The 17,986-nt window shown below is 54.4% G+C and carries 21 protein-coding genes; 2 read left to right on the forward strand and 19 right to left on the reverse strand.

The genetic code is table 11. The features are described 5' to 3' along the window. Positions 1–16: 16 nt before the first annotated feature. The 19 genes from fliF to mraZ all read right to left on the reverse strand — a co-directional run bounded on the left by fliF (position 17) and on the right by mraZ (position 17,242). Positions 17–1,726 carry a flagellar basal-body MS-ring/collar protein FliF gene (gene fliF / locus B4O97_RS13275; protein WP_083051520.1) on the reverse strand — a complete coding sequence of 570 codons (1,710 nt, stop codon included), beginning with the start codon at positions 1,724–1,726 and terminating at the stop codon, positions 17–19. A 94-nt stretch (positions 1,727–1,820) separates the two neighbouring features. Beyond that, the gene (gene fliE, locus B4O97_RS13280; RefSeq protein WP_083051521.1) at positions 1,821–2,153 is read right to left on the reverse strand and encodes a flagellar hook-basal body complex protein FliE; all 333 of its coding nucleotides are present in this window, start codon (positions 2,151–2,153) and stop codon (positions 1,821–1,823) included. Between the two features lie 7 nt (positions 2,154–2,160). Then, the gene (flgC, locus tag B4O97_RS13285; RefSeq protein WP_083051523.1) at positions 2,161–2,619 is read right to left on the reverse strand and encodes a flagellar basal body rod protein FlgC; all 459 of its coding nucleotides are present in this window, start codon (positions 2,617–2,619) and stop codon (positions 2,161–2,163) included. A gap of 23 nt (positions 2,620–2,642) precedes the next feature. Continuing rightward, complete coding sequence (flgB, locus tag B4O97_RS13290) at positions 2,643–3,062, reverse strand: flagellar basal body rod protein FlgB (RefSeq protein ID WP_083051524.1); 420 nt, start codon at positions 3,060–3,062, stop codon at positions 2,643–2,645. A gap of 73 nt (positions 3,063–3,135) precedes the next feature. Next, entirely contained in the window at positions 3,136–4,494 is a 1,359-nt protein-coding gene (gene hslU / locus B4O97_RS13295) for an HslU--HslV peptidase ATPase subunit (protein WP_083051526.1), read from the reverse strand. Continuing rightward, the gene (gene hslV / locus B4O97_RS13300; RefSeq protein ID WP_083051527.1) at positions 4,491–5,030 is read right to left on the reverse strand and encodes an ATP-dependent protease subunit HslV; all 540 of its coding nucleotides are present in this window, start codon (positions 5,028–5,030) and stop codon (positions 4,491–4,493) included. Before hslV ends, hslU begins: the two co-directional genes overlap by 4 nt. After that, positions 5,027–6,001 (reverse strand): tyrosine-type recombinase/integrase, encoded by a 975-nt coding sequence (locus B4O97_RS13305; RefSeq protein ID WP_158084295.1) that lies wholly within the window; start codon positions 5,999–6,001, stop codon positions 5,027–5,029. Before B4O97_RS13305 ends, hslV begins: the two co-directional genes overlap by 4 nt. Then, positions 5,998–6,894, reverse strand: a complete 897-nt coding sequence (gene dprA, locus B4O97_RS13310) for a DNA-processing protein DprA (protein ID WP_083051530.1) — start codon at positions 6,892–6,894, stop codon at positions 5,998–6,000. The genes B4O97_RS13305 and dprA overlap by 4 nt, the downstream gene beginning before the upstream one ends. After that, positions 6,891–7,616: a tetratricopeptide repeat protein gene (locus B4O97_RS13315; RefSeq protein ID WP_083051531.1), complete on the reverse strand. Its 726-nt coding sequence runs from the start codon at positions 7,614–7,616 to the stop codon at positions 6,891–6,893. Before B4O97_RS13315 ends, dprA begins: the two co-directional genes overlap by 4 nt. Before the next feature lie 54 nt (positions 7,617–7,670). After that, positions 7,671–8,561: a site-specific tyrosine recombinase gene (locus tag B4O97_RS13320; protein WP_083051532.1), complete on the reverse strand. Its 891-nt coding sequence runs from the start codon at positions 8,559–8,561 to the stop codon at positions 7,671–7,673. Further along, positions 8,561–9,727, reverse strand: coding sequence for a cell division protein FtsZ (gene ftsZ / locus B4O97_RS13325; RefSeq protein WP_083051533.1), 1,167 nt, complete (start codon positions 9,725–9,727; stop codon positions 8,561–8,563). The genes B4O97_RS13320 and ftsZ overlap by 1 nt, the downstream gene beginning before the upstream one ends. Positions 9,728–9,857: 130 nt before the next feature. Beyond that, positions 9,858–11,093: a cell division protein FtsA gene (gene ftsA / locus B4O97_RS13330; protein WP_332890747.1), complete on the reverse strand. Its 1,236-nt coding sequence runs from the start codon at positions 11,091–11,093 to the stop codon at positions 9,858–9,860. Continuing rightward, entirely contained in the window at positions 11,090–11,950 is an 861-nt protein-coding gene (locus B4O97_RS13335; RefSeq protein WP_158084296.1) for a cell division protein FtsQ/DivIB, read from the reverse strand. Before B4O97_RS13335 ends, ftsA begins: the two co-directional genes overlap by 4 nt. Then, complete coding sequence (gene ftsW / locus B4O97_RS13340) at positions 11,947–13,083, reverse strand: putative lipid II flippase FtsW (RefSeq protein ID WP_083051535.1); 1,137 nt, start codon at positions 13,081–13,083, stop codon at positions 11,947–11,949. Before ftsW ends, B4O97_RS13335 begins: the two co-directional genes overlap by 4 nt. Then, positions 13,083–14,162 carry a phospho-N-acetylmuramoyl-pentapeptide-transferase gene (mraY, locus tag B4O97_RS13345; protein WP_083051537.1) on the reverse strand — a complete coding sequence of 360 codons (1,080 nt, stop codon included), beginning with the start codon at positions 14,160–14,162 and terminating at the stop codon, positions 13,083–13,085. Before mraY ends, ftsW begins: the two co-directional genes overlap by 1 nt. Next, a complete protein-coding gene (locus tag B4O97_RS13350) occupies positions 14,156–15,559 on the reverse strand; it encodes a UDP-N-acetylmuramoyl-tripeptide--D-alanyl-D-alanine ligase (RefSeq protein WP_083051538.1) in 1,404 nt (467 codons plus the stop codon). The genes mraY and B4O97_RS13350 overlap by 7 nt, the downstream gene beginning before the upstream one ends. Further along, positions 15,549–15,830: a hypothetical protein gene (locus B4O97_RS13355; RefSeq protein WP_083051540.1), complete on the reverse strand. Its 282-nt coding sequence runs from the start codon at positions 15,828–15,830 to the stop codon at positions 15,549–15,551. The genes B4O97_RS13350 and B4O97_RS13355 overlap by 11 nt, the downstream gene beginning before the upstream one ends. Before the next feature lie 2 nt (positions 15,831–15,832). Further along, a complete protein-coding gene (rsmH, locus tag B4O97_RS13360) occupies positions 15,833–16,780 on the reverse strand; it encodes a 16S rRNA (cytosine(1402)-N(4))-methyltransferase RsmH (protein WP_083051541.1) in 948 nt (315 codons plus the stop codon). A gap of 21 nt (positions 16,781–16,801) precedes the next feature. Further along, complete coding sequence (gene mraZ, locus B4O97_RS13365; protein ID WP_083051543.1) at positions 16,802–17,242, reverse strand: division/cell wall cluster transcriptional repressor MraZ; 441 nt, start codon at positions 17,240–17,242, stop codon at positions 16,802–16,804. A 196-nt stretch (positions 17,243–17,438) separates the two neighbouring features. Between mraZ and B4O97_RS13370 the strand changes: the two genes are divergently transcribed. Together B4O97_RS13370 and B4O97_RS13375 are read left to right on the forward strand one after the other, a co-directional pair. Beyond that, complete coding sequence (locus B4O97_RS13370; protein ID WP_083051544.1) at positions 17,439–17,735, forward strand: DUF1820 family protein; 297 nt, start codon at positions 17,439–17,441, stop codon at positions 17,733–17,735. After that, the gene (locus B4O97_RS13375; RefSeq protein ID WP_083051546.1) at positions 17,732–17,983 is read left to right on the forward strand and encodes a hypothetical protein; all 252 of its coding nucleotides are present in this window, start codon (positions 17,732–17,734) and stop codon (positions 17,981–17,983) included. Before B4O97_RS13370 ends, B4O97_RS13375 begins: the two co-directional genes overlap by 4 nt. Positions 17,984–17,986: the final 3 nt, after the last annotated feature.

Genomic DNA, 17,986 nt, shown 5'->3' on the forward strand with positions numbered 1-17,986 from the left:
CTCCTTCGTCACTGTGCTACTCCTCAAGCAGCCAGGTGCGAATCAGCTGGGCAACATCCTCGGGATGCTCCCGGGCCATGTTGATGGCATGCTCCTGCATGTCCAGCCTGGCCCGCTCCTCGACGGACATTTCGACATCCACCCCCTCCTCTTCCGCACTTCTGAGGGCGGCCTCGCGCATAGCCTGGTGCTGCCGGGAGAGCTCCTCCTCCCTGAGTCTTCGACGCCGTTCCAGCTCGCGGCTTATCAGACGGAAGACGATAAGGGCGATAATCAGTACCGCCACGGCTATGAGGGAATAGATGATCATCTGCTGCAGCCGCTGCCGTGCCCTGAACTCCTCGTCCTCCATGGCGAACTGTGCAGTCCGGTCGAACTGCAGGTGTTCAACCGAAACGCTGTCCCCCCGGTTGCGATCATAGCCGATGGCATGCTCCACCAGGGTGCGGGCCTTCGCAAGGTCTTCATCGGAAACCGGGGTATAGTTGCGGACAATGCTTCCGGTACTGTCGAGTTTTACCGTACCCTTATCGGTATATTCCCTGCGCCACAGGCCGTCAATAGCGGCACCGACGCTTATGCGATTAATGACCCAGGGGGTTTTTTCTTCATAGGTATTCTTCTGGTTTACCTCTTCGTTCTGGGTAACCGAGTTGTTTTTATACTCCCCGAAGAGGGCGTCGGCATCCTTGTATGAGGGCGGCACCTGCCCTTCCACCCCGGGAGGACCTTCAGGATTGAAACCTGTTCCCTTCCACTGTTCGTCGATAACCTCCTTGGAACGGGTTACCGAGGGAACTACCTGCAGTTCCGAATAGGGTGTGGCCGGATTGTCGGGAACCATGGTTATGGGAAAGAACTCCTCCGTTTCCACAACCCGTTTGCTCATATCCAGGTCGATGTCGACCTTGAGCACCCGTACCCGATCCTCGCCGAAGATCTGCATAAGGGCTTTCTGTATCTCGTTACGGTAGGCCTTTTCGAGATTATCCTTCTGTGCAAGCTGCCGTTTGGTGAGTTCCAGGCGGTCAAAATCCGCCAGGTCCTCGAAATCATTCAGGACGTTCATATTGTGATCGCTGATCACAATATTCTCTTCCTGCAGGCCCTCAACGGCAAAACGTACCAGTTTTACAATACCCTCGATCTTTGCCCGGTTGGTGGAAATGCCTGATCCCGGAGACGGGGTAATTATGACCGACGCGGTTACCGGCTGCTGGTCGTCGCTGAAAAGCTCGGTTTCCGGCATTACCAGGGTAACCTCGGCATCGTCGACATCCGCCAGAGCCTCTATGTGCTGCTCCAGGCTGTCGGTTATTGCCCGCCTTAAGTTTACGTTCCGTTCAAAATCGGTAATAGTCCAGCGGTCGAGCTTGAAGACATCCCAGGGAGACACCTCCTTGGGAATAAGGTCTTCCCGCATCAGAATCGAGACCATTCGCTGGGCAGTAATTTTGTCTTTAACGAAAATCCGCCCCTCCGCAGAGATGGTGTGTTCCACCTTCTCCTCATCGAGACGCAAGGAAATTTCAGACAACTTTTCCTGATCGGTAATTGCGGTAGTCAGCAGCGGCACCATGCTCGGCCGGGAACTGAACGTCACCAGACCTGCCAGCGCGCCGATAACCGCGACGACGATTACAATAAACATGATCCGCTGAACCAGGGACCACTTACTCCAACCGCCCTTTACCTGCTCCAGGAACTTTTTCAACCATTCGTTCATCTCCCCTCCCAAGGCACTAATGGTTAATTAGCTCCGTTTGATAGAAATATGTAACCTACCTGGTTATCATCTTACAGCAGAACGAGATACTTGGCTACCGTAAACTGATAATCTCTTTGTAGGCCCGTATGGCTCCGTCAACAACGGATTTGGTCATGGTGACGGCCATATTCGCCTTCGCCATGGCAATTGTAACATCATGAGAATCAACACTCTCCGGGTCCGTAAGCATTGCCTGAGTCAGGGATGTACTCTCCTGCTGCAGGGCATTTGCGCCGTTCAGGGCCTTCACCATGGCCTGGGAAAAACCCGTGGTCGAACTGTCTTCAGGCTGATTCTGAGGAAGCTTGCCGGACAGATGCCTGGGATTTGTCCTTTCCAGCCCGATTTTGTGGCCCGAAACATGCATTGAATCAAAAATATCCATAGTTTACCTACCTTCCTATATCCAGCGAGCGCATGAACATGGTCTTCGAGCCGTTAACCAGGGCAATATTTGCCTCGTAGGAACGGCTGGCGGAGATCATATCCACCATCTCTTCAACAATATTGACGTTAGGCATTTCAACATAGCCGGTTTTCGGACCCGATTTGATTGCGTCGGGATGCGTCGGATCGTACACAAGCCGGGTTTTAGCATCCCTGTCCTTGGTAATCTCCGCGACCCTCACCCCTTTTCCGATGCCGTTATCCAGGCGCTTCGGTAAAAAGGGAATCTTGAAGTAGGGCTCCGAGACCCGGGGCTTCATTATCACCCGGCTGCGACGATAGGGTCCCCCCTCGGGGGTCCTGGTGGTGTCCGCGTTGGCAATATTATTGGAAATAACATCAAGACGAAGCCGCTGGGCGCTCAGACCCGATGCCGCCGTGTTTATGCTGGTAAACATACCCATTATTCTCTATCTCCTCTCTTCCGCTAACGCAGAACGGTGTTTACCTGACTGAACTGGTTCGCCACCGAACGGGTCATTATTTCGTAGCGCAGCTGGTTCTGCAGCTGGGCCATCATCTCTTCTTCCAGGTCCACATTGTTTCCGTTGTTATCCGACTGGGTCAGATAATCCAGGATCTTCTTCGGTTTTACCGTCCGGTAATCAGTACTCCGGTGAAAAGGAATATGCTTAGGATCGGTCAGCGCGGCCTTCAGGCGTCCCGTCGGTTTTTCCGAGTCCAGGGCCCGTTTGAGCTCAGCCTCGAAATTGATCTCGCTGCGCTTGAAGTTCGGCGTATCGGCGTTGGCAATGTTGTTGGAGATAACACTGCGCCTGAGTACAGCCACATCCATATTTCGATGCAGCAGATCGAGGGTTTTTCCAAAACTGTTACCGTAAAACACAGCATGCTCCTTGCATAATTCTCTTTCTTATCCTCTAGTTTCGGCAGGAACAGCGTCCCTCCTTACACCTCTGTTACAGGATGTACTGACTCAGGTCCTTGTCCTGAAGCACATCGCTCAACCGATCGTTCACGTAATCCGGGGTTATGGTTATGGTCTGCCCGCTTATTTCCGGCGCCGTAAAGGAGACCTCCTCCAGAAGCAGCTCCATTATGGTATGCAGCCTTCGGGCGCCGATGTTCTCGCTCATGCTGTTTACCTGGGCAGCTATCTCCGACAGCCGTTTTACCGCCTCGGGGGTAAAATCCAGGGTAACGTCCTCGGTACCGATAAGCGCCTTGTACTGGGTGATCAGGGCGTTCTGAGGCTGGGTCAATATCCTCTCGAATTCCTCGGCTCCCAGGTCCTTGAGCTCGACCCGCAGGGGGAAACGTCCCTGGAGTTCGGGAATCAGATCCGAAGGCTTGGAGATGTGAAAAGCCCCGGCGGCAATAAAGAGGATGTGACTGGTGTCGATCATCCCGTGCTTTGTATTTACGGTGCTGCCCTCCACGATGGGAAGAATATCCCGCTGGACCCCTTCGCGGCTCACGTCCGCTCCGGATCGGTTCTCCTTGCCTGCAACCTTGTCGATCTCGTCTATGAAGATGATTCCCATCTCCTGGACCCGATCCCTGGCGATCTCCGAAACCCTTTCGGTATCCACCAGCTTGTCCAGTTCCTCAGCCATGATTATTTCCCTGGCCCGTTTTACAGTTACCCGTTTTCTCTTCTTGCCTCCGCCGAGGATATTGGAAAGGTTGCCCAGGTTCAGGTCCATCTCTTCCATGCTGTTGCCGGCGAAAACCTCGATGGTCGGGAAACCTCCCCGGGATACGTTCACCTCAACACTCTTCTCCTCGAGTTTGCCTTCACGAAGCATCTTCCGGAACTTTTCCCGGGTATCGCTTCCACCGCTCTCCTCCACGGGAACAGGCATAGTGCCCTCCTTCGGGGCCTCCGGCTTTTTTATACCCGGAAGGAGAAGATCGAGGATCGCCTCCTCGGTCCGCCGTTCCGCCTCTTCCCGGACGCCCTCCTGAAGCTCCTCCTTGACCATGGAGACGGCCACACTCATGAGGTCCCGAACCATGGATTCCACGTCCCGTCCCACGTAGCCGACTTCGGTATACTTGGTGGCCTCCACCTTTACAAAGGGTGCGCCGCTGAGGCGGGAGAGACGACGGGCGATTTCAGTTTTTCCGACCCCGGTGGGGCCGATCATTATGATATTCTTGGGGGCAATCTCGTCCCTCAGCTCCTTGGGAAGCTTCTTTCTCCGGGTGCGGTTTCGCAGTGCGATGGCCACGGCTTTCTTTGCCTCGTTCTGACCGATAATGTATTTATCAAGCTCCGCCACAATTTCCCGGGGAGTCATGTCGTCAATAATCATGCCAGCTCCTCACTGATAATGGATTCGTTGGTGTAGATGCAGATTTTCGCCGCTATCCTCAGGCAGCGTCGGGCGATTTCCAGGGCGCTCAGATCGACACCGGAATCAAGGTAGGCCAGCGCAGCCGCGTAGGCATAACTTCCCCCGGAACCGATGGCAATGGCGCCCTCCTCGGGTTCGATAACATCCCCGGTCCCCGAAATCAGGAGTATCTTCTCCCTGTCCGCCACCAGCAGCATTGCCTCAAGGCGGCGAAGCATACGGTCCGTGCGCCAATCCTTGGCCAGCTCAACCGCAGCCCTTGTAAGGTCTCCCTTGTATTCCTTTATGCGGCCCTCGAAGTGTTCGAAGAGGGTAAAGGCGTCCGCCGTCGCCCCGGCAAAACCGACGAGGATTTTACCGTCGTATATGGTCCGCACTTTCTTGGCGTTACCTTTCATAACAGTATTGCCCAGGGTAACCTGGCCGTCCCCGGCCATGGCTGTTTTACCGTCTTTGCGTACAGCAAGTATGGTTGTCGCTTTCATCTGGTTCATTTATTCACATCCTTCGTGTCGCTCCCCTTTTCAGGGATATTCTTGCTTCCATGGGGGTGGGCCCTGGCATGGACGCCCCGCAGTCTGTCCAGCTCCACGTGGGTATAGACCTGGGTTGCCCTGAGGGATGAATGGCCCAAAAGTTCCTGAACAGTACGGATCCCCGCTCCCTTGTCCATCAGGTGAGTGGCAAAACTGTGCCGCAGCGTATGGGGAGAGATCTTCTTCCCCAGTTCCGCCCTCCGGGCAGCTTCGGCCACGACGGTACGGATACTGCGGTCGCTCAAGGCCCCGCCATTCCTGTTTATTAAAAGCGGGCCCTCAGGCCTATCCCTTTCCGTGGGAATCTTTCCTTTTCTCCGGAGAAGCTCCTGCCGAAGGGGGAGGTACACCGCCAGTGCGTCCAGGGCAGGACCTCCCAGGTAGACATATCTCTCCTTGTCGCCTTTACCAAGAACCCGTATCCGCCCCTCCGCCCTGCGGAGGTCTCTCATCCTGATCCCTGCTGCCTCGCTTACCCGACAGCCGGTAGAGTAGAGAAGCTCAAGGATAAACCGGTCACGGCTTCCGGCGAAGCCGTCTTCCTCAAGGGAGAGCATCCTGTCCATCTCCTGAACAAAAAGAAAATCCGGAAGCCTCCGGTTTGTTTTCAGCCCCTCAATCTCCGAGAGGGGATCAGTATCTATGACCTTCCGCTTCTGCAGGTAGCGGAACCATCCCCGCAGAGAGGAAAGAACCCGGTTTATACTGCGGGCCCCCAAACCCTTGCGGTTGAGAAAACCGATAAAACCCCGCAGGACCCGACGATCCGGCGGAAAGGAGAGGTCCTGAACCTGCGAATACTCTGCATAGAGCCGGACATCCCTGGAATAGGCTTCGACCGTCCTGGCGGAAAGACGCCGTATTCCTGCCAGATAATCAAGATATTCGTCTGCCAGAAATGCTGCAGAATATTCTCCTCCCCTGTTCATGGCAGCTGCTCCTCTGGCAGTGCCCGGGGTAAATATTCCCATTGGCTCTTCCACTCTTCCATGAGTTCACCGGCAGAGTTTATCGCCCGGGCTCCGTCTTCATGAAGAGCGAATCCGCCGTCACCGACACCTGTCTGAAAACAGTCGGCATGAACAAAAACCTCCCGCCCCTGTTCCAGGGCGTAATCCGCCGTAATCAGTGCCCCGGAGCGCCTGGGAGCCTGAACAATAACGCAGCAGCGGGACATTCCGCTGATAATTCTGTTGCGCATGGGAAAATGGTAGCGCCGGGGCTGAGTAAAAACGGAATACTCGCTGAAGAGCGCACCGCCTGAAGCAATCAGCCTTTCCGCAGTGGGTCTGCTTGAAGCAGGACCGACCTCGGAAACACCGGAACCCAGTACCGCGACAGTGACTCCGCCTCCATCGATGCAGCCTTCGTGGGCCTGGCGATCTATACCCCGGGCAAGTCCTGAAACAACCGAAACATTGAATCCGGCGAGTTCCCGGGCCAGTTCATAGGCGCTGCGGGCACCCCGCCCGTTGGGTCTGCGGGTCCCCACCAGGGCTGCATACGGCGCATTTGAATAAGGCCTCCTGCCGCGATAACAGAGGGCAAAGGGAGGATCGTAGATCTCCCGGAGCAGCTCCGGATACTCTCTGGAGGAGAAAGGGATAATTCCTCCGCCGTTTTTATCAAGCCACTCAACTTCTGCAGCAGCCTGATCATATACCTCGCCGGCATTCCAGTCTTCCCTGTAGCGCCGTCCGATAAGATCCGCAACCCGGGAGGCGTTTAAGGTACCGCAGTCATACCCGGCAAGCTCATGCAAAAGACAGCGTTCATGCAGGGTGAGCTTCGGCAGATGCTGGATAAAAGCGGTTGCGATCACCCGTTATCCTCCTGCAGGATTCCCAGGAGCCGCTCGGCTTCCCTGGCGGCATCACTGTCGGCATCGATGTCCATTATAGACCGGTACTGATCTTCAGCGGCCTCGTACTCCCCGATTGACGCATATGCCCGGGCAAGTACAAACCGCGCATCCGTATTGGATTCACTGATTGAAACAAGCCGCTCAAGATGGGGAATGGCCCTCTCCGGAGTTCCGAGCTCGAATACGTAGAGCACCCCCAGTCCGTAGAGGGCGTCCCGGTAATCCGGCCTGTACCTGAGGGCTTCGAGATAATAGTATTCAGCCTCGAGCATACCCTGACGCCGCTGTGTTTCATCTCCCCTGGTTTTTGCGATCCTTGCAGACGCGAGGGCGGCATAATAATAGAGGATATGGTTTTCCGGATAGATTCTCAGGGCCTTATCCAGGTACTCCAGAGCGGGACCGAACATCCCGTCATCAAAGAAATCCACCGCCAGCATCCTGTACAGGGTCCCCAGGCGGGCTGTTGAAGAGACAATCTTTTCCACGTCATCCGTGAGCGCACGGATATCCTCTTCCAGCGCCCGGACCTCCTCTTCCGTAACGGCGGTCTCTTCACCGGCTTCCAGGGCCCGGACGCGCTCGAGATACTCCCTGCGCTGGGGAGAGCATGAGGAAAGAAGTATGACGAGAACAAGTAAAAAGATGATCAGTTTTGAGAATGAACCGCTCTTATGCATCCTTTACCTCCTCACTATCATAACCCTGCAAAATGCCGTCCCGCTTCATCAAGCCTAACCCCGGGGATGGAATTCCCTGTGTGCCCGATGCAGTCCTCCCTCCGCAACATGGGTGTATATCTGAGTCGTGGTAATGTCCCGGTGCCCCAGGAGCTCCTGCACTGAGCGAAGATCCGCCCCCCCTTCCAGCAGGTGGGTCGCAAAGGAGTGTCTGAGGGTATGGATTTTTCCCTCCACTCCCGCTTCCAGGGCAATCTCCTTGAATCGTTTCCACATTCCTTTTCTGGAAAGCGGTCTGCCGCGATGGTTGAGAAAAACCGCGTTTGTCGGATGCCTCATAGATACAAGCCTCGGACGACCGAGGCTGAGGTAACTGTCCATTTGTTCTTTGGCCGCCTCCCCCATGGGGACAAAACGCTCTGCATCACCTTTACCTACAATTCTGACCACCAGGTCCTGGGGATAATACCGGTCAAGGCTCAGTCCGCAGGCTTCTGATACCCGCAGACCGCAGGAATAGATCAGTTCAAAGAGGGCCCGATCCCGCAGACCCAGGGGATAGGCAATATCGATCTGCTCCAGAAACCTTTCCACCTCTTCCAGACTCATGGTATCCGGCAGACGCCGGCCCGGGCGGGGTCGCTCCAGCAGGAGTGCCGGATTATCCTTCCGCAGGTCTTCAAGCACCAGGAAACGGAAAAATGAACGAAGTGCGCTGATTCCTCTGGCAGCGGTCCGGGGATCAGGGAGGAGACCCTCAGGAGTCCGCTGGTTCATGAGCCAGAAGGAGATTTGGCCTTCATCCGCCTCGACCGGGGATATCCCGGCCTCGAAAAGATAATCCAGAAAGCGGCCAACCACCCCGGCGTAGGTATCCACCGTGGCTTCGCTGTAATGCCGTTCGATCGCGAGGTAATCACGGTAGATCTGGAGCAGCTTCTGCACTACTCCCCCTGGCCTGCTATCTTTCGGTCCCTCAGAATGGTCGGAATTCCAAGATCGGTATCGCCGTTGTTTCGGCCGGAGAGAAAGAGACTCGGAGTCCCCCCCTTGGAAAGCCCTTTACCGCGAATTTCCAGCCAGTCCTTGTATTTGATAATCTCGTCCTCGTTCTCCTCTTCCGCGGCATCGGCATCCGCGGAAACAGCTTCGGATTTGAAACCCGTGGCAACAACGGTCACCCGAATTTCGTCCTCCATAGCGGGATCGAAAACACTCCCGGGAATGATCAGAGCGTCATCATCGGCGTTTGCGGTAATGATCTGGACCACCTCTTCATATTCCGACAGGGAAAGATCCTCTCCTCCGCTGATATTTACCAATATGCCTTTGGCACCTTCGATCCGGGCGTCTTCAAGCAGGGGGTTGTTGATGGCATTCGTCGCAGCATCCACCGCCCTGTTGTCACCATGACCGACGCCGATACCCATAAGGGCATCGCCCCGCCCCTTCATGACGGTACGCACATCGGCAAAATCGATGTTTATCTCTCCGGGTACGGTTATAAGTTCGGATATCCCCTGGACCCCCTGACGGAGAACATCGTCGGCCATAAGAAAGGCCTCTTTTATGGGAGTACGCTTTTCCACAATTTTCAGAAGGTACTGGTTGGGGATGGTAATCAGGGTGTCCACGGCTTCCCGCAGTTTACTGATTCCCTCCTCCGCCAGGCTGCGCTTTTTACGCCCCTCGAAATCGAAGGGTTTTGTTACCACCGCCACGGACAGTATGCCCAGTTCCCGGGCAATTTTTGCAACCACCGGCGCCGCTCCGGTACCGGTTCCGCCGCCCATTCCGGCGGTAATAAAGACCATATCGGCTCCACGCAGGGCCTCCTTGATCTTCTCGGCGTCCTCCATTGCAGCCTTCTCGCCGACCTCGGGAACTCCCCCCGCACCGAGCCCGGAGGTCAGCTTGGTTCCCAGGGGAAGCTTGACCTCCGCCTGGGAGCGCTGCAGAGCCTGCAGGTCCGTGTTCGCGGCGATGAATTGTACCTTCTTTAAGTTGGATGCGATCATGCGGTTTACTGCATTGCTTCCGCCGCCGCCGACGCCGATTACCTTGATCAATGTAGGATCAGCGCCCTGTTCTTCGATAACTTCAATATGCATTGCCCCCTCCCTGAAGCATTTTTATAAATTCTCCTTCCCTCAGATTCAACCGGACCCTACCAAAATCCGACCAGACCCTCAGGGAAGGCTTTTGCCTGCAGGCATCCCCGAATATTCCGGGATGCCCTGTTTAAAAGAATTCCTTCATCCAGCCCTTCAGCCTGCTCATGAGGCCTTCGCCCTTTCTGCGGCCGATACCGCCTTCGGTGACGGATACGCCTTCGCTTCCGTACAACACGAGGCCCATGGCCGTGGCGTATACGGGGTTCTGATACTCCTCCACCAGGCCCCTCAGTTTGTCGGGAATCCCGATGCGGGCGGGAATCCCGAAAACCTCGAGGGCAAGTTCTGCGGCGCCGGGAATCAGGGCTCCGCCGCCGGTGAGGACGACTCCTCCGCCCAGATGGCGCATATAATCCTTCTTCTCGAGCTGATCCCTTACCATGGAAAAGATTTCAGCCATTCTGGGCTGAATTATCTTTACCAGCTCCTGCCTGGGTATTGTGGCAGCGGGCCAGCCGCCTACTCCCGGGATCATAACCCGTTCGTCCTTATCCACGAGGGGCAGGTAACAGCACCCCGACTCCTTCTTGATCCTTTCCGCCACATCCAGGGGGGTCTTGAGGATTATCGATATATCGTTGGTAACCTGGCTTCCCCCCAGGGCCACCACATCGGTGTGATAGGGAGCTCCGTCCAGATGAACAAGGACATCCGTGGTTCCGCCCCCCAGATCGATAAGCAGGACACCAAGCTCCTTCTCGTCCTCTGTCAGCACAGCCCGGGAAGCGGCCAGGGATTCAAGAACAATCTCGCTGACCCGGAAACCGGCCCTGTTTACGCATTTGAGCAGGTTCTGGGCCGATGTTACAGAGCCGGTGACAATATGGACCTCCGCCTCGAGACGGATTCCAATCATATCCAGAGGATCCTTGATACCCCGCTGATCGTCGACAATGAACTCCTGGGGGATAACGTGCAGAACCTCCCTGTCCATGGGAATGACAATGGCCTTGGCGGCTTCGATAACCCTGGCGATATCCTCAGAGGAGATCTCCCGGTCCCGTCCCGAGACAGCCACAACCCCGCGGGAATTGATGCCCTCGATATGGGCGCCGGCGATACCGGTTATGACCGACTCAACCTCCCGGCCGGACATGAGTTCCGCGGCTTCTATTGCGGCGGCCACGGATTTTAATGTGGATTCGATATTTATAACTACACCGCGGCGCAGCCCCTGGGACGGAGCAGTACCGACACCGATTACTTCGAGGATGCCGTTGTCATTTGTTTCAGCGATACAGGCACAGACTTTGGTTGTTCCTATATCAAGTCCGACAATCAAACCGTCGTGCGGCACCGTCATCCCCCCCTTGTCCGGTATACGACTTCCCCGGCCCTGAAATCGAGCTCTGCCAGGCTCCCGGTGAGCCCCTGCTTCTGCACTACATCTATAACCAGCAGAATACCCTTCAGCAGTTCCGGATTTATTTCCGGACCGGTCCGGACCCGGACGCGGGCATGCCCCGGAAAGAGCACAACTTCATAGTCGGTTGTACTCTTTTTAACGAATTTTATCTCGCTTATCAAGCTGAAAAGCTCGGGAGAAGCTGCTTTCAGGTCGGAAAGTTGTTCAAGATAGCGCACCAGCTCTTCGGGAAACCTCATACCCGGCCGTGCGTCAACGAAGCGTACCCCGGAGATTACCGGCATGGGTTTGTTTTCTCCCGCTTCGGCGGCGATTATATAGCCCTCCCGGTCCACACAAAGAGGAATGCTGGAATTCCCGGTATCAACCAGAACTGAAGCCAGGGCTGCCCGGGGAACAATGCTCATGGCGATGGAATGGGGAAACTGCTTTTTTACCCTGGCGTCCTTGATCAAGGGATTGGCGATGAGTTTCTCTTCCAGGTCGCGTTCCCTGACGCCGAGGAATGATACGCCCCCTTCAAGGCCGGCGATCCTGAGGATCTCCTCGTTACCATAGGGATAATACCCATCAATATCCACTGAAACCTTTTTCAGGACAAGCCGGGGAGTGATTACCAGATGAAAAACCAGCTCCCCGATGAGTACAAGAAGAAGAAAAATGATCAGCACGGATAAAATCCGGTTCAGATCCAAGGCTCCCTTCTGCCTGTTGTGTTTATGACGGCTTTTTTTCCTGCCCAGAGGGGACTGGTTGTCCGCATAGTATCGCTCGTAAACGGCAAAACTGCTCACCGGAGACCTCCCTGCCTGGTATCGCTTCGGGAAATATTGTGCAGCAAACCGCACATGATCATGGTAATTATAAGAGAGGAACCCCCGGAGGAAAAAAACGGAAGAGGAATCCCCGTAGCCGGAACGAGGCCGGCAACGACCGCCATGTTGAACAGGGCCTGCAGGAAAATAGCGCTTACACAGCCGAAACCCAGGAGAAACGAGAAGGAATCTCCGCTTTTCAGGGCGATTCCGTAGCCCCTGACCGCGAAAATCACAAATACGGTTATGATGGCAAGGACTCCCAGCAGACCCGCCTCTTCCGCAAGGACGGCAAATACAAAGTCCGAATGGGCTTCGGGAAGCCCTCCGATTTTTTCGGTTCCATGTCCAAGTCCGGCGCCCATGAAGCCGCCCTTCTCCAGGGCATCCCTGGCGGCGATAACCTGATACCCCGTACCCACCGGATCGAGTTCCGGCTGCAGGAAGGCTATTATTCTCTGTACCCGGTGTTCCTTCGTGAAAATCAGCATGGCCCCCAGGGGAATAATCGCGGTCATCAGGAAAAGAAAATAGGAAAGTTTTACGCCGGAAACAAAAAATATTGCCCCGCTTACAGCAACAAGAAAGAAGGCTGTGGAGAAGTCATTCTGGCTGTAGATGATTAAGGCAAAAAGAGCAGTAATGATCAGAGGAGGAAGAACCGTATTAACCAGATCGTCCAGACGGTCCTTCTTTTTGCTGAAAAAGTGGGCAAGATAGACAATCAGCGCGAGCTTTGCCAGTTCCGACGGCTGGAAGGAGTTGCCGAAGAGGAAAACCCAGCGCCGGGCTCCCATCAGCTCACCGCCGATACCGGGAACAAAGGGAAGCAGCAGAGTGAAGCCGCTCAAGAGGAGAAAGGGAGCCACCATTTTCCGCAGTACTTCCAGAGAAACCCGGGCGGCCGCAAGGAACCCGACGCCCCCAAGCAGAAGAAACACTCCCCGTTTGAGGAGGAAATGATAAGAGTTTCCGAATTTCAATTCTCCGTAATAATAGGAGGCGGAAAACAGGAAGGCCGCCCCGAGCCCTGCCAGGAGCACCATTACACCGGTGAAGACAGGATCGGGAGGACGGGTATCTACTCTTTCCGCAACAAATATATTTCTCATTACTGCAGCTTAAGCGTCGAAAGACTGAGGATCGCAAAAAGACCACCGAGAATCCAGAAGCGTATCACGACCTTGCTTTCGTCCCATCCTTTCAGTTCAAAATGATGATGCAGCGGGGCCATCTTGAAGACCCGCTTTTTCCTGAACTTGTACGAAACAACCTGTATTATCACCGACATTGCTTCGAGAACAAAAACTCCGCCTACAATAATCAGGAGGACCTCTTTTTTTATCATCAGGGCAATAACACCCAGCACGCCCCCCAGGGCCAGGCTTCCGGTGTCCCCCATGAAGACCTCCGCTGGATGAGCATTGTACCAGAGGAAGCCCACGCTCGCCCCTACAAGGGCAAGGCAGGGTATGGCGAGCTCCCCACCCTCACGGATGTAGGGTACCAGGAGATACTCAGCGTAGTCGGCACGTCCCGTCAGGTAGGTCAGCAGTGTAAAGGCAAGCCCGACCAGGATAACAAGACCAATGGCCAGTCCGTCGAGACCGTCGGTAAGATTCACCGCGTTGGATGTAAATACCAGCAGAAGAACAGAAAAAGGAATATACAGCAGTCCGAGATCGACCACAGGATGCTTGAAGAAAGGTATATACAGAAGGGTTGTATACTCGGTTCTGTTCATATACAGATAGATGACGACCCCTCCGGCGATCAGCACCTGCCCCAGCAGCTTTGAGGAGACACTCAAACCGGCGGACGAACCCCTGAGAATCTTCAGGTAATCATCCAGAAAACCGATAAAGGCAAAGCCCATCAGGGCGGCCAGGGCAATCCAGGTATACATATTATGCAGATCCTGCCACAGCAGAACCGATACAAGAATGGAAACCAGGATAAGCAGTCCGCCCATTGTGGGAGTTCCGGATTTGACCAGGTGGCTTTCCGGTCCGTCATTGCGAATGGACTGACGGAATTTAAGGCGCCGCAGGAAGCTGATCATTGAGGGCCCCAGAATAAAGGAGACAAACAGAGCCGTCACAGCGGCGTAGGCCCCGCGGAAGGTTATGTACTGAAAAATGTTGAAGGCGGTTTCAAATTTAACCAGAGGCAGAAGCAGCTCTTTCAGCATACCTGCCTCCTGACGGATCCTTCCTGCAAAGCTTCGGCTATACGCTCAAGGCCGAGAGCCCGGGAACCCTTCAGATAGACGAGATCCCCGGGACGGACATATTCCAGCAGGTCAGCCTTCAGCTTGACATCCTCGGCACTCCAGAAGGCGGAATTTCCGCCCGCAGCTTTGTACGCGGAATAGGCATACCGGGCCTCGGGTCCAAGAAAAAACCAGGCGTCGAAACCGCTTGCGGCGCACACCCTGCCCGCCTCTTCGTGCAGCTCCTTCTCCAGGGAGCCGAGCTCCTTCATGGAACCGAATACGCCGACTCTTCGTCCCCTGGTCCATCCGCTGCTTTTAATCGTATCGAGACCGGCCCTGAGGCTCTCGGGATTCGAATTGTAGCAATCCTGGTAAAGGGAAATGTCGCCGGAGATAAATTCACTGCGTCCAAAGGAGGGACTCACCTCTTCAATACCGCGGATAATGGAATTATCCTCAGCGCCGCACAACTGGGCCACGGAGATTGCAGCACAGGCATTCATAACGTTATGCTCACCGGGCAGGCGCAGTTTAATCTGCTGTCCCTTGAAATGAATGATCGATCCTTCAAGCCCCCTGTACTCGACTTTCTCAACCCCCGGAGTACTGCCGGGCCCAAAGCTGCCGAAGGTTCCGCGTTTGCCCGCCAGAAGGCGGGAAGCAAAGGGTTCATCTTCCCGGATCAGACCCCGGGAAAGGGAGTCAAAACTCGAGAAAATCCCCCCTTTTTCATCGGCTATCGCTTCCCTGGAACCGAACATTCCGATATGGGCGGTTCCGATATTCGTAACCAGAGCGATATTCGGTTTCAGAATAGAAGCAAGAAGGGGTATTTCTCCCTGCCGGTTTGTTCCGAACTCAAATACACCGAAAAGATGTTCATGTCTAAGGCCAAAAACCGACAGGGGCAGACCTATTTCGGAATTATAATTCCCGGAGGACGCGTAGGTCGGACGATGATTTCGCAGAATTGAGGCCAGAAGCTCTTTCGTTGTTGTCTTGCCGTTGCTGCCGGTAACAGCGATCTTCAGAACCGAAGAATACCTGTCCAGATACCAGCGTGCCAGCTCCTGCAGAGCCGCCAGGGGATCCTTCACAAGGATAAAAGGCCCGGCCTCCCGTATTTCCAGAGGCAACAGTTCCCATTTATCCACATCAGCCAGGGCTCCTGCAGCACCTGCTTCAAAAGCGGCCTTCAGGTATGCGTGGCCGTCGGTCTTCTCCCCCGGCAGGGCGACAAAAAGATCCCCTCCCGCGAGGGTCCTGGTATCGATGGATACCCCGGTAACCGAAGCTCCGCAGGAAGCGCCGACAAAACGTCCCGATACGGCATCCACTGCATTTTCCAGTGTAAAGAGAGAATCAGCCATCATTCCCCCTTCCGGGAATTCGTACGCGAAGAATATCCTGCTGATCCGTTTTTTCCAGCCCCAGTTCTCTGGCAAGCTCACTGATTCGTGAGGGGGAAGAGGCGACTGCAATATTGACAATCATGAGTTTGTTTTCTTCAAACAGCTGTTGCTGCTCATCCTGCATCCTGGCAATATAGCGCTCTGCTTCCCAGAAACGGAATCCCTGCCAGATATTCAGAAAAAGCAGCGCCGGAACAGAAAACAACATAAAAACCACAAGTAAACGCTTCATACCTATTCCCACTCTTTCATTTTCCGGGCAACGCGAAATTTCGCGCTTCTGGACGGGGGATTATTGTGCTTTTCTTCCTCATCGGGAACAAGCGGCTTTTTGGTAAGAATAGAAACAATCGGTTCCCCCTCACATTTACACATCGGCCAATCTTCAGGACAAGTACAGGTCTTATTCTTGCCCAGAAAGAAATGTTTCACAATCCTGTCTTCCAGACTGTGAAAGGAGATTACGCCCATTCTTCCTCCCGGAGCGAGTATACGCAGGGCATATTCCAGGGCCTGTTCCAGGCGGGCCAGCTCACCGTTCACCGCGATCCGTAAAGCCTGAAAGCAACGCGTGGCGGGGTGGATTCTTCCCCGGCGGTATTTGTCGGGTACAGCCTTCCAGATAACCTCTTCCAGGGCCTTACTGCTGGCAAGAGGTTTTACCGCGCGGGCCCGGACCACCGCCGCGGCAATTCGCCGGGAATACCGTTCTTCACCGTAGTGATAGAGGATATTCGCCAGCTGCTCTTCCGGATATTCATTTACAATATCCGCGGCGGTGGTCTCGAGACTCGTATCGAGCCTCATATCAAGAGGCTCGTCTGCACGGAAGGTAAATCCTCTTTCTCCCTTTTCAAAATGGAAGACGGAAATACCCAGATCAAAGAGTATAAGGTTCGGACGTTCCCCTCCCAGTGGATAGTCCTTGAAAAACAGATTAAACCAGGTATTGAAAAAACGAACCCTGGGCGCATAGGGGGCAAGCCGTTTTCTGGCAATGTCCTGAATAGCAGAATCGGCATCAAGGCCGACAACCTTCAGGTCCGGATACTTCTGCAGGAAAAGTTCAGAATGCCCCCCCTCGCCCATCGTACAATCGACGAGCAGGGCATCATTCTTTTCCGGCGCAAGATATTCCAGAACCTCTCTGCTCATTACCGGAACATGCACAATATCCGTCATCCCCATTCCTTGCTCAAAAATTTAGAGGGAAAGTATTTTTCCCAGCTCCTCGGCGGCTGCCATGAACTCTTCTTCGTTGGATTCGAGATCTTCCTGGTAGGAAGATTCGTTCCATATTTCCATATAGTTTTCCAGCCCGAGGATTATCGTCTCCTTGTTCAGATCAGCATACTCCCGCAGGGTCGGAGGAATTGTGATCCTGCCCGCTTTGTCTATTTCCACTTCCTGGGCAGGAGCAATGATGCGGCGCTTCAGGATACGCGCCCTTTTCTGAAAAAGGGAAGTCGACTGGGTAAGCTGTTCAGCCAGAGACTTCCACTGTTCAAGAGGAAAAAGCCAGAGACAGGTTTCGACCCCCCGGGTCAGCACGAGGCGCTCCCCTTCGAGATCCGTCCGGAGTTTGGACGGGATCAGAAGTCGTCCCTTGTCGTCCAGGGAGTTTTTATATTCCCCGGTAATCACCCTGGCCTACCACTTTTCTCTACAATCTCCCACTTTTCCCCACACATAGTAACAATACTACCTCACCAGCCAAAATTGTCAACGTCAATTCTTTTTAATTAAAGTATTTGCGAAGAGATGCCGATACTATCAGCTTTACGTTTGTGTAGTAGCAAAAGATTTGCAGCTGGGTAATCATTGATCCGGAGGAATCATTGTGTCGATTTACCGGGTCCATTTTTCCTGGAAAGGCAAGGAAGTAAGCCTGAAAGCCCGCAGTCTGGATCTGACCCACCCCTACTTTGTTTCAATCAAGGATCTGATTCTGCCGAAGAACAGCAGCCTCATTATCAACCCCGCGGAAGACGATTTTCGCAAGGAGTTCTCCGAGGCGAAGCACATTATGTTGCCCTTTCAAAGCGTCTCCCTGATTGAGGAACTGCCCGAAGAGAACGCCGAAGGACCAAAGACCCTGAATTTCGTAAAAAAAGAGGAAGAGGACAAACCTGAATGACCCTGCAGGAGTATTATATTGTCTATCCCGACGGAGACCGGCAGGAAATCGAATTCCCCCTTCGGGTCAACCAGGTTGTAGACCTGAACGGAAGACCTCTCCGACCATCATGGCCGGCGCCGAGGATAATTGCCTACCGTATCTGCAAGGTGCGAACCACCGAGGAACGGGGCTTTTTGCGACGGTTCTATTATGCTGAACTCATGACTATGGAACAGCTTGAATCCTATGCCCGGCATGGAGAGTAAAAG

The sequence above is a fragment of the Marispirochaeta aestuarii genome, assembly GCF_002087085.1.
Taxonomy (GTDB): Bacteria; Spirochaetota; Spirochaetia; order JC444; family Marispirochaetaceae; genus Marispirochaeta; species Marispirochaeta aestuarii.

Excerpts from the sequence above, each read along its gene's own strand:
- fliF (WP_083051520.1), bottom strand. The coding sequence starts at position 1,726 with ATGAACGAATGGTTGAAAAAGTTCCTGGAGCAGGTAAAGGGCGGTTGG.
- fliE (WP_083051521.1), bottom strand. The coding sequence starts at position 2,153 with ATGGATATTTTTGATTCAATGCATGTTTCGGGCCACAAAATCGGGCTG.
- flgC (WP_083051523.1), bottom strand. The coding sequence starts at position 2,619 with ATGGGTATGTTTACCAGCATAAACACGGCGGCATCGGGTCTGAGCGCC.
- hslU (WP_083051526.1), bottom strand. The coding sequence starts at position 4,494 with ATGATTATTGACGACATGACTCCCCGGGAAATTGTGGCGGAGCTTGAT.
- hslV (WP_083051527.1), bottom strand. The coding sequence starts at position 5,030 with ATGAACCAGATGAAAGCGACAACCATACTTGCTGTACGCAAAGACGGT.
- B4O97_RS13305 (WP_158084295.1), bottom strand. The coding sequence starts at position 6,001 with ATGAACAGGGGAGGAGAATATTCTGCAGCATTTCTGGCAGACGAATAT.
- B4O97_RS13315 (WP_083051531.1), bottom strand. The coding sequence starts at position 7,616 with ATGCATAAGAGCGGTTCATTCTCAAAACTGATCATCTTTTTACTTGTT.
- ftsZ (WP_083051533.1), bottom strand. The coding sequence starts at position 9,727 with ATGCATATTGAAGTTATCGAAGAACAGGGCGCTGATCCTACATTGATC.
- ftsA (WP_332890747.1), bottom strand. The coding sequence starts at position 11,093 with ATGACGGTGCCGCACGACGGTTTGATTGTCGGACTTGATATAGGAACA.
- ftsW (WP_083051535.1), bottom strand. The coding sequence starts at position 13,083 with ATGAGAAATATATTTGTTGCGGAAAGAGTAGATACCCGTCCTCCCGAT.
- mraY (WP_083051537.1), bottom strand. The coding sequence starts at position 14,162 with ATGCTGAAAGAGCTGCTTCTGCCTCTGGTTAAATTTGAAACCGCCTTC.
- B4O97_RS13350 (WP_083051538.1), bottom strand. The coding sequence starts at position 15,559 with ATGATGGCTGATTCTCTCTTTACACTGGAAAATGCAGTGGATGCCGTA.
- B4O97_RS13355 (WP_083051540.1), bottom strand. The coding sequence starts at position 15,830 with ATGAAGCGTTTACTTGTGGTTTTTATGTTGTTTTCTGTTCCGGCGCTG.
- rsmH (WP_083051541.1), bottom strand. The coding sequence starts at position 16,780 with ATGACGGATATTGTGCATGTTCCGGTAATGAGCAGAGAGGTTCTGGAA.
- B4O97_RS13375 (WP_083051546.1), top strand. The coding sequence starts at position 17,732 with ATGACCCTGCAGGAGTATTATATTGTCTATCCCGACGGAGACCGGCAG.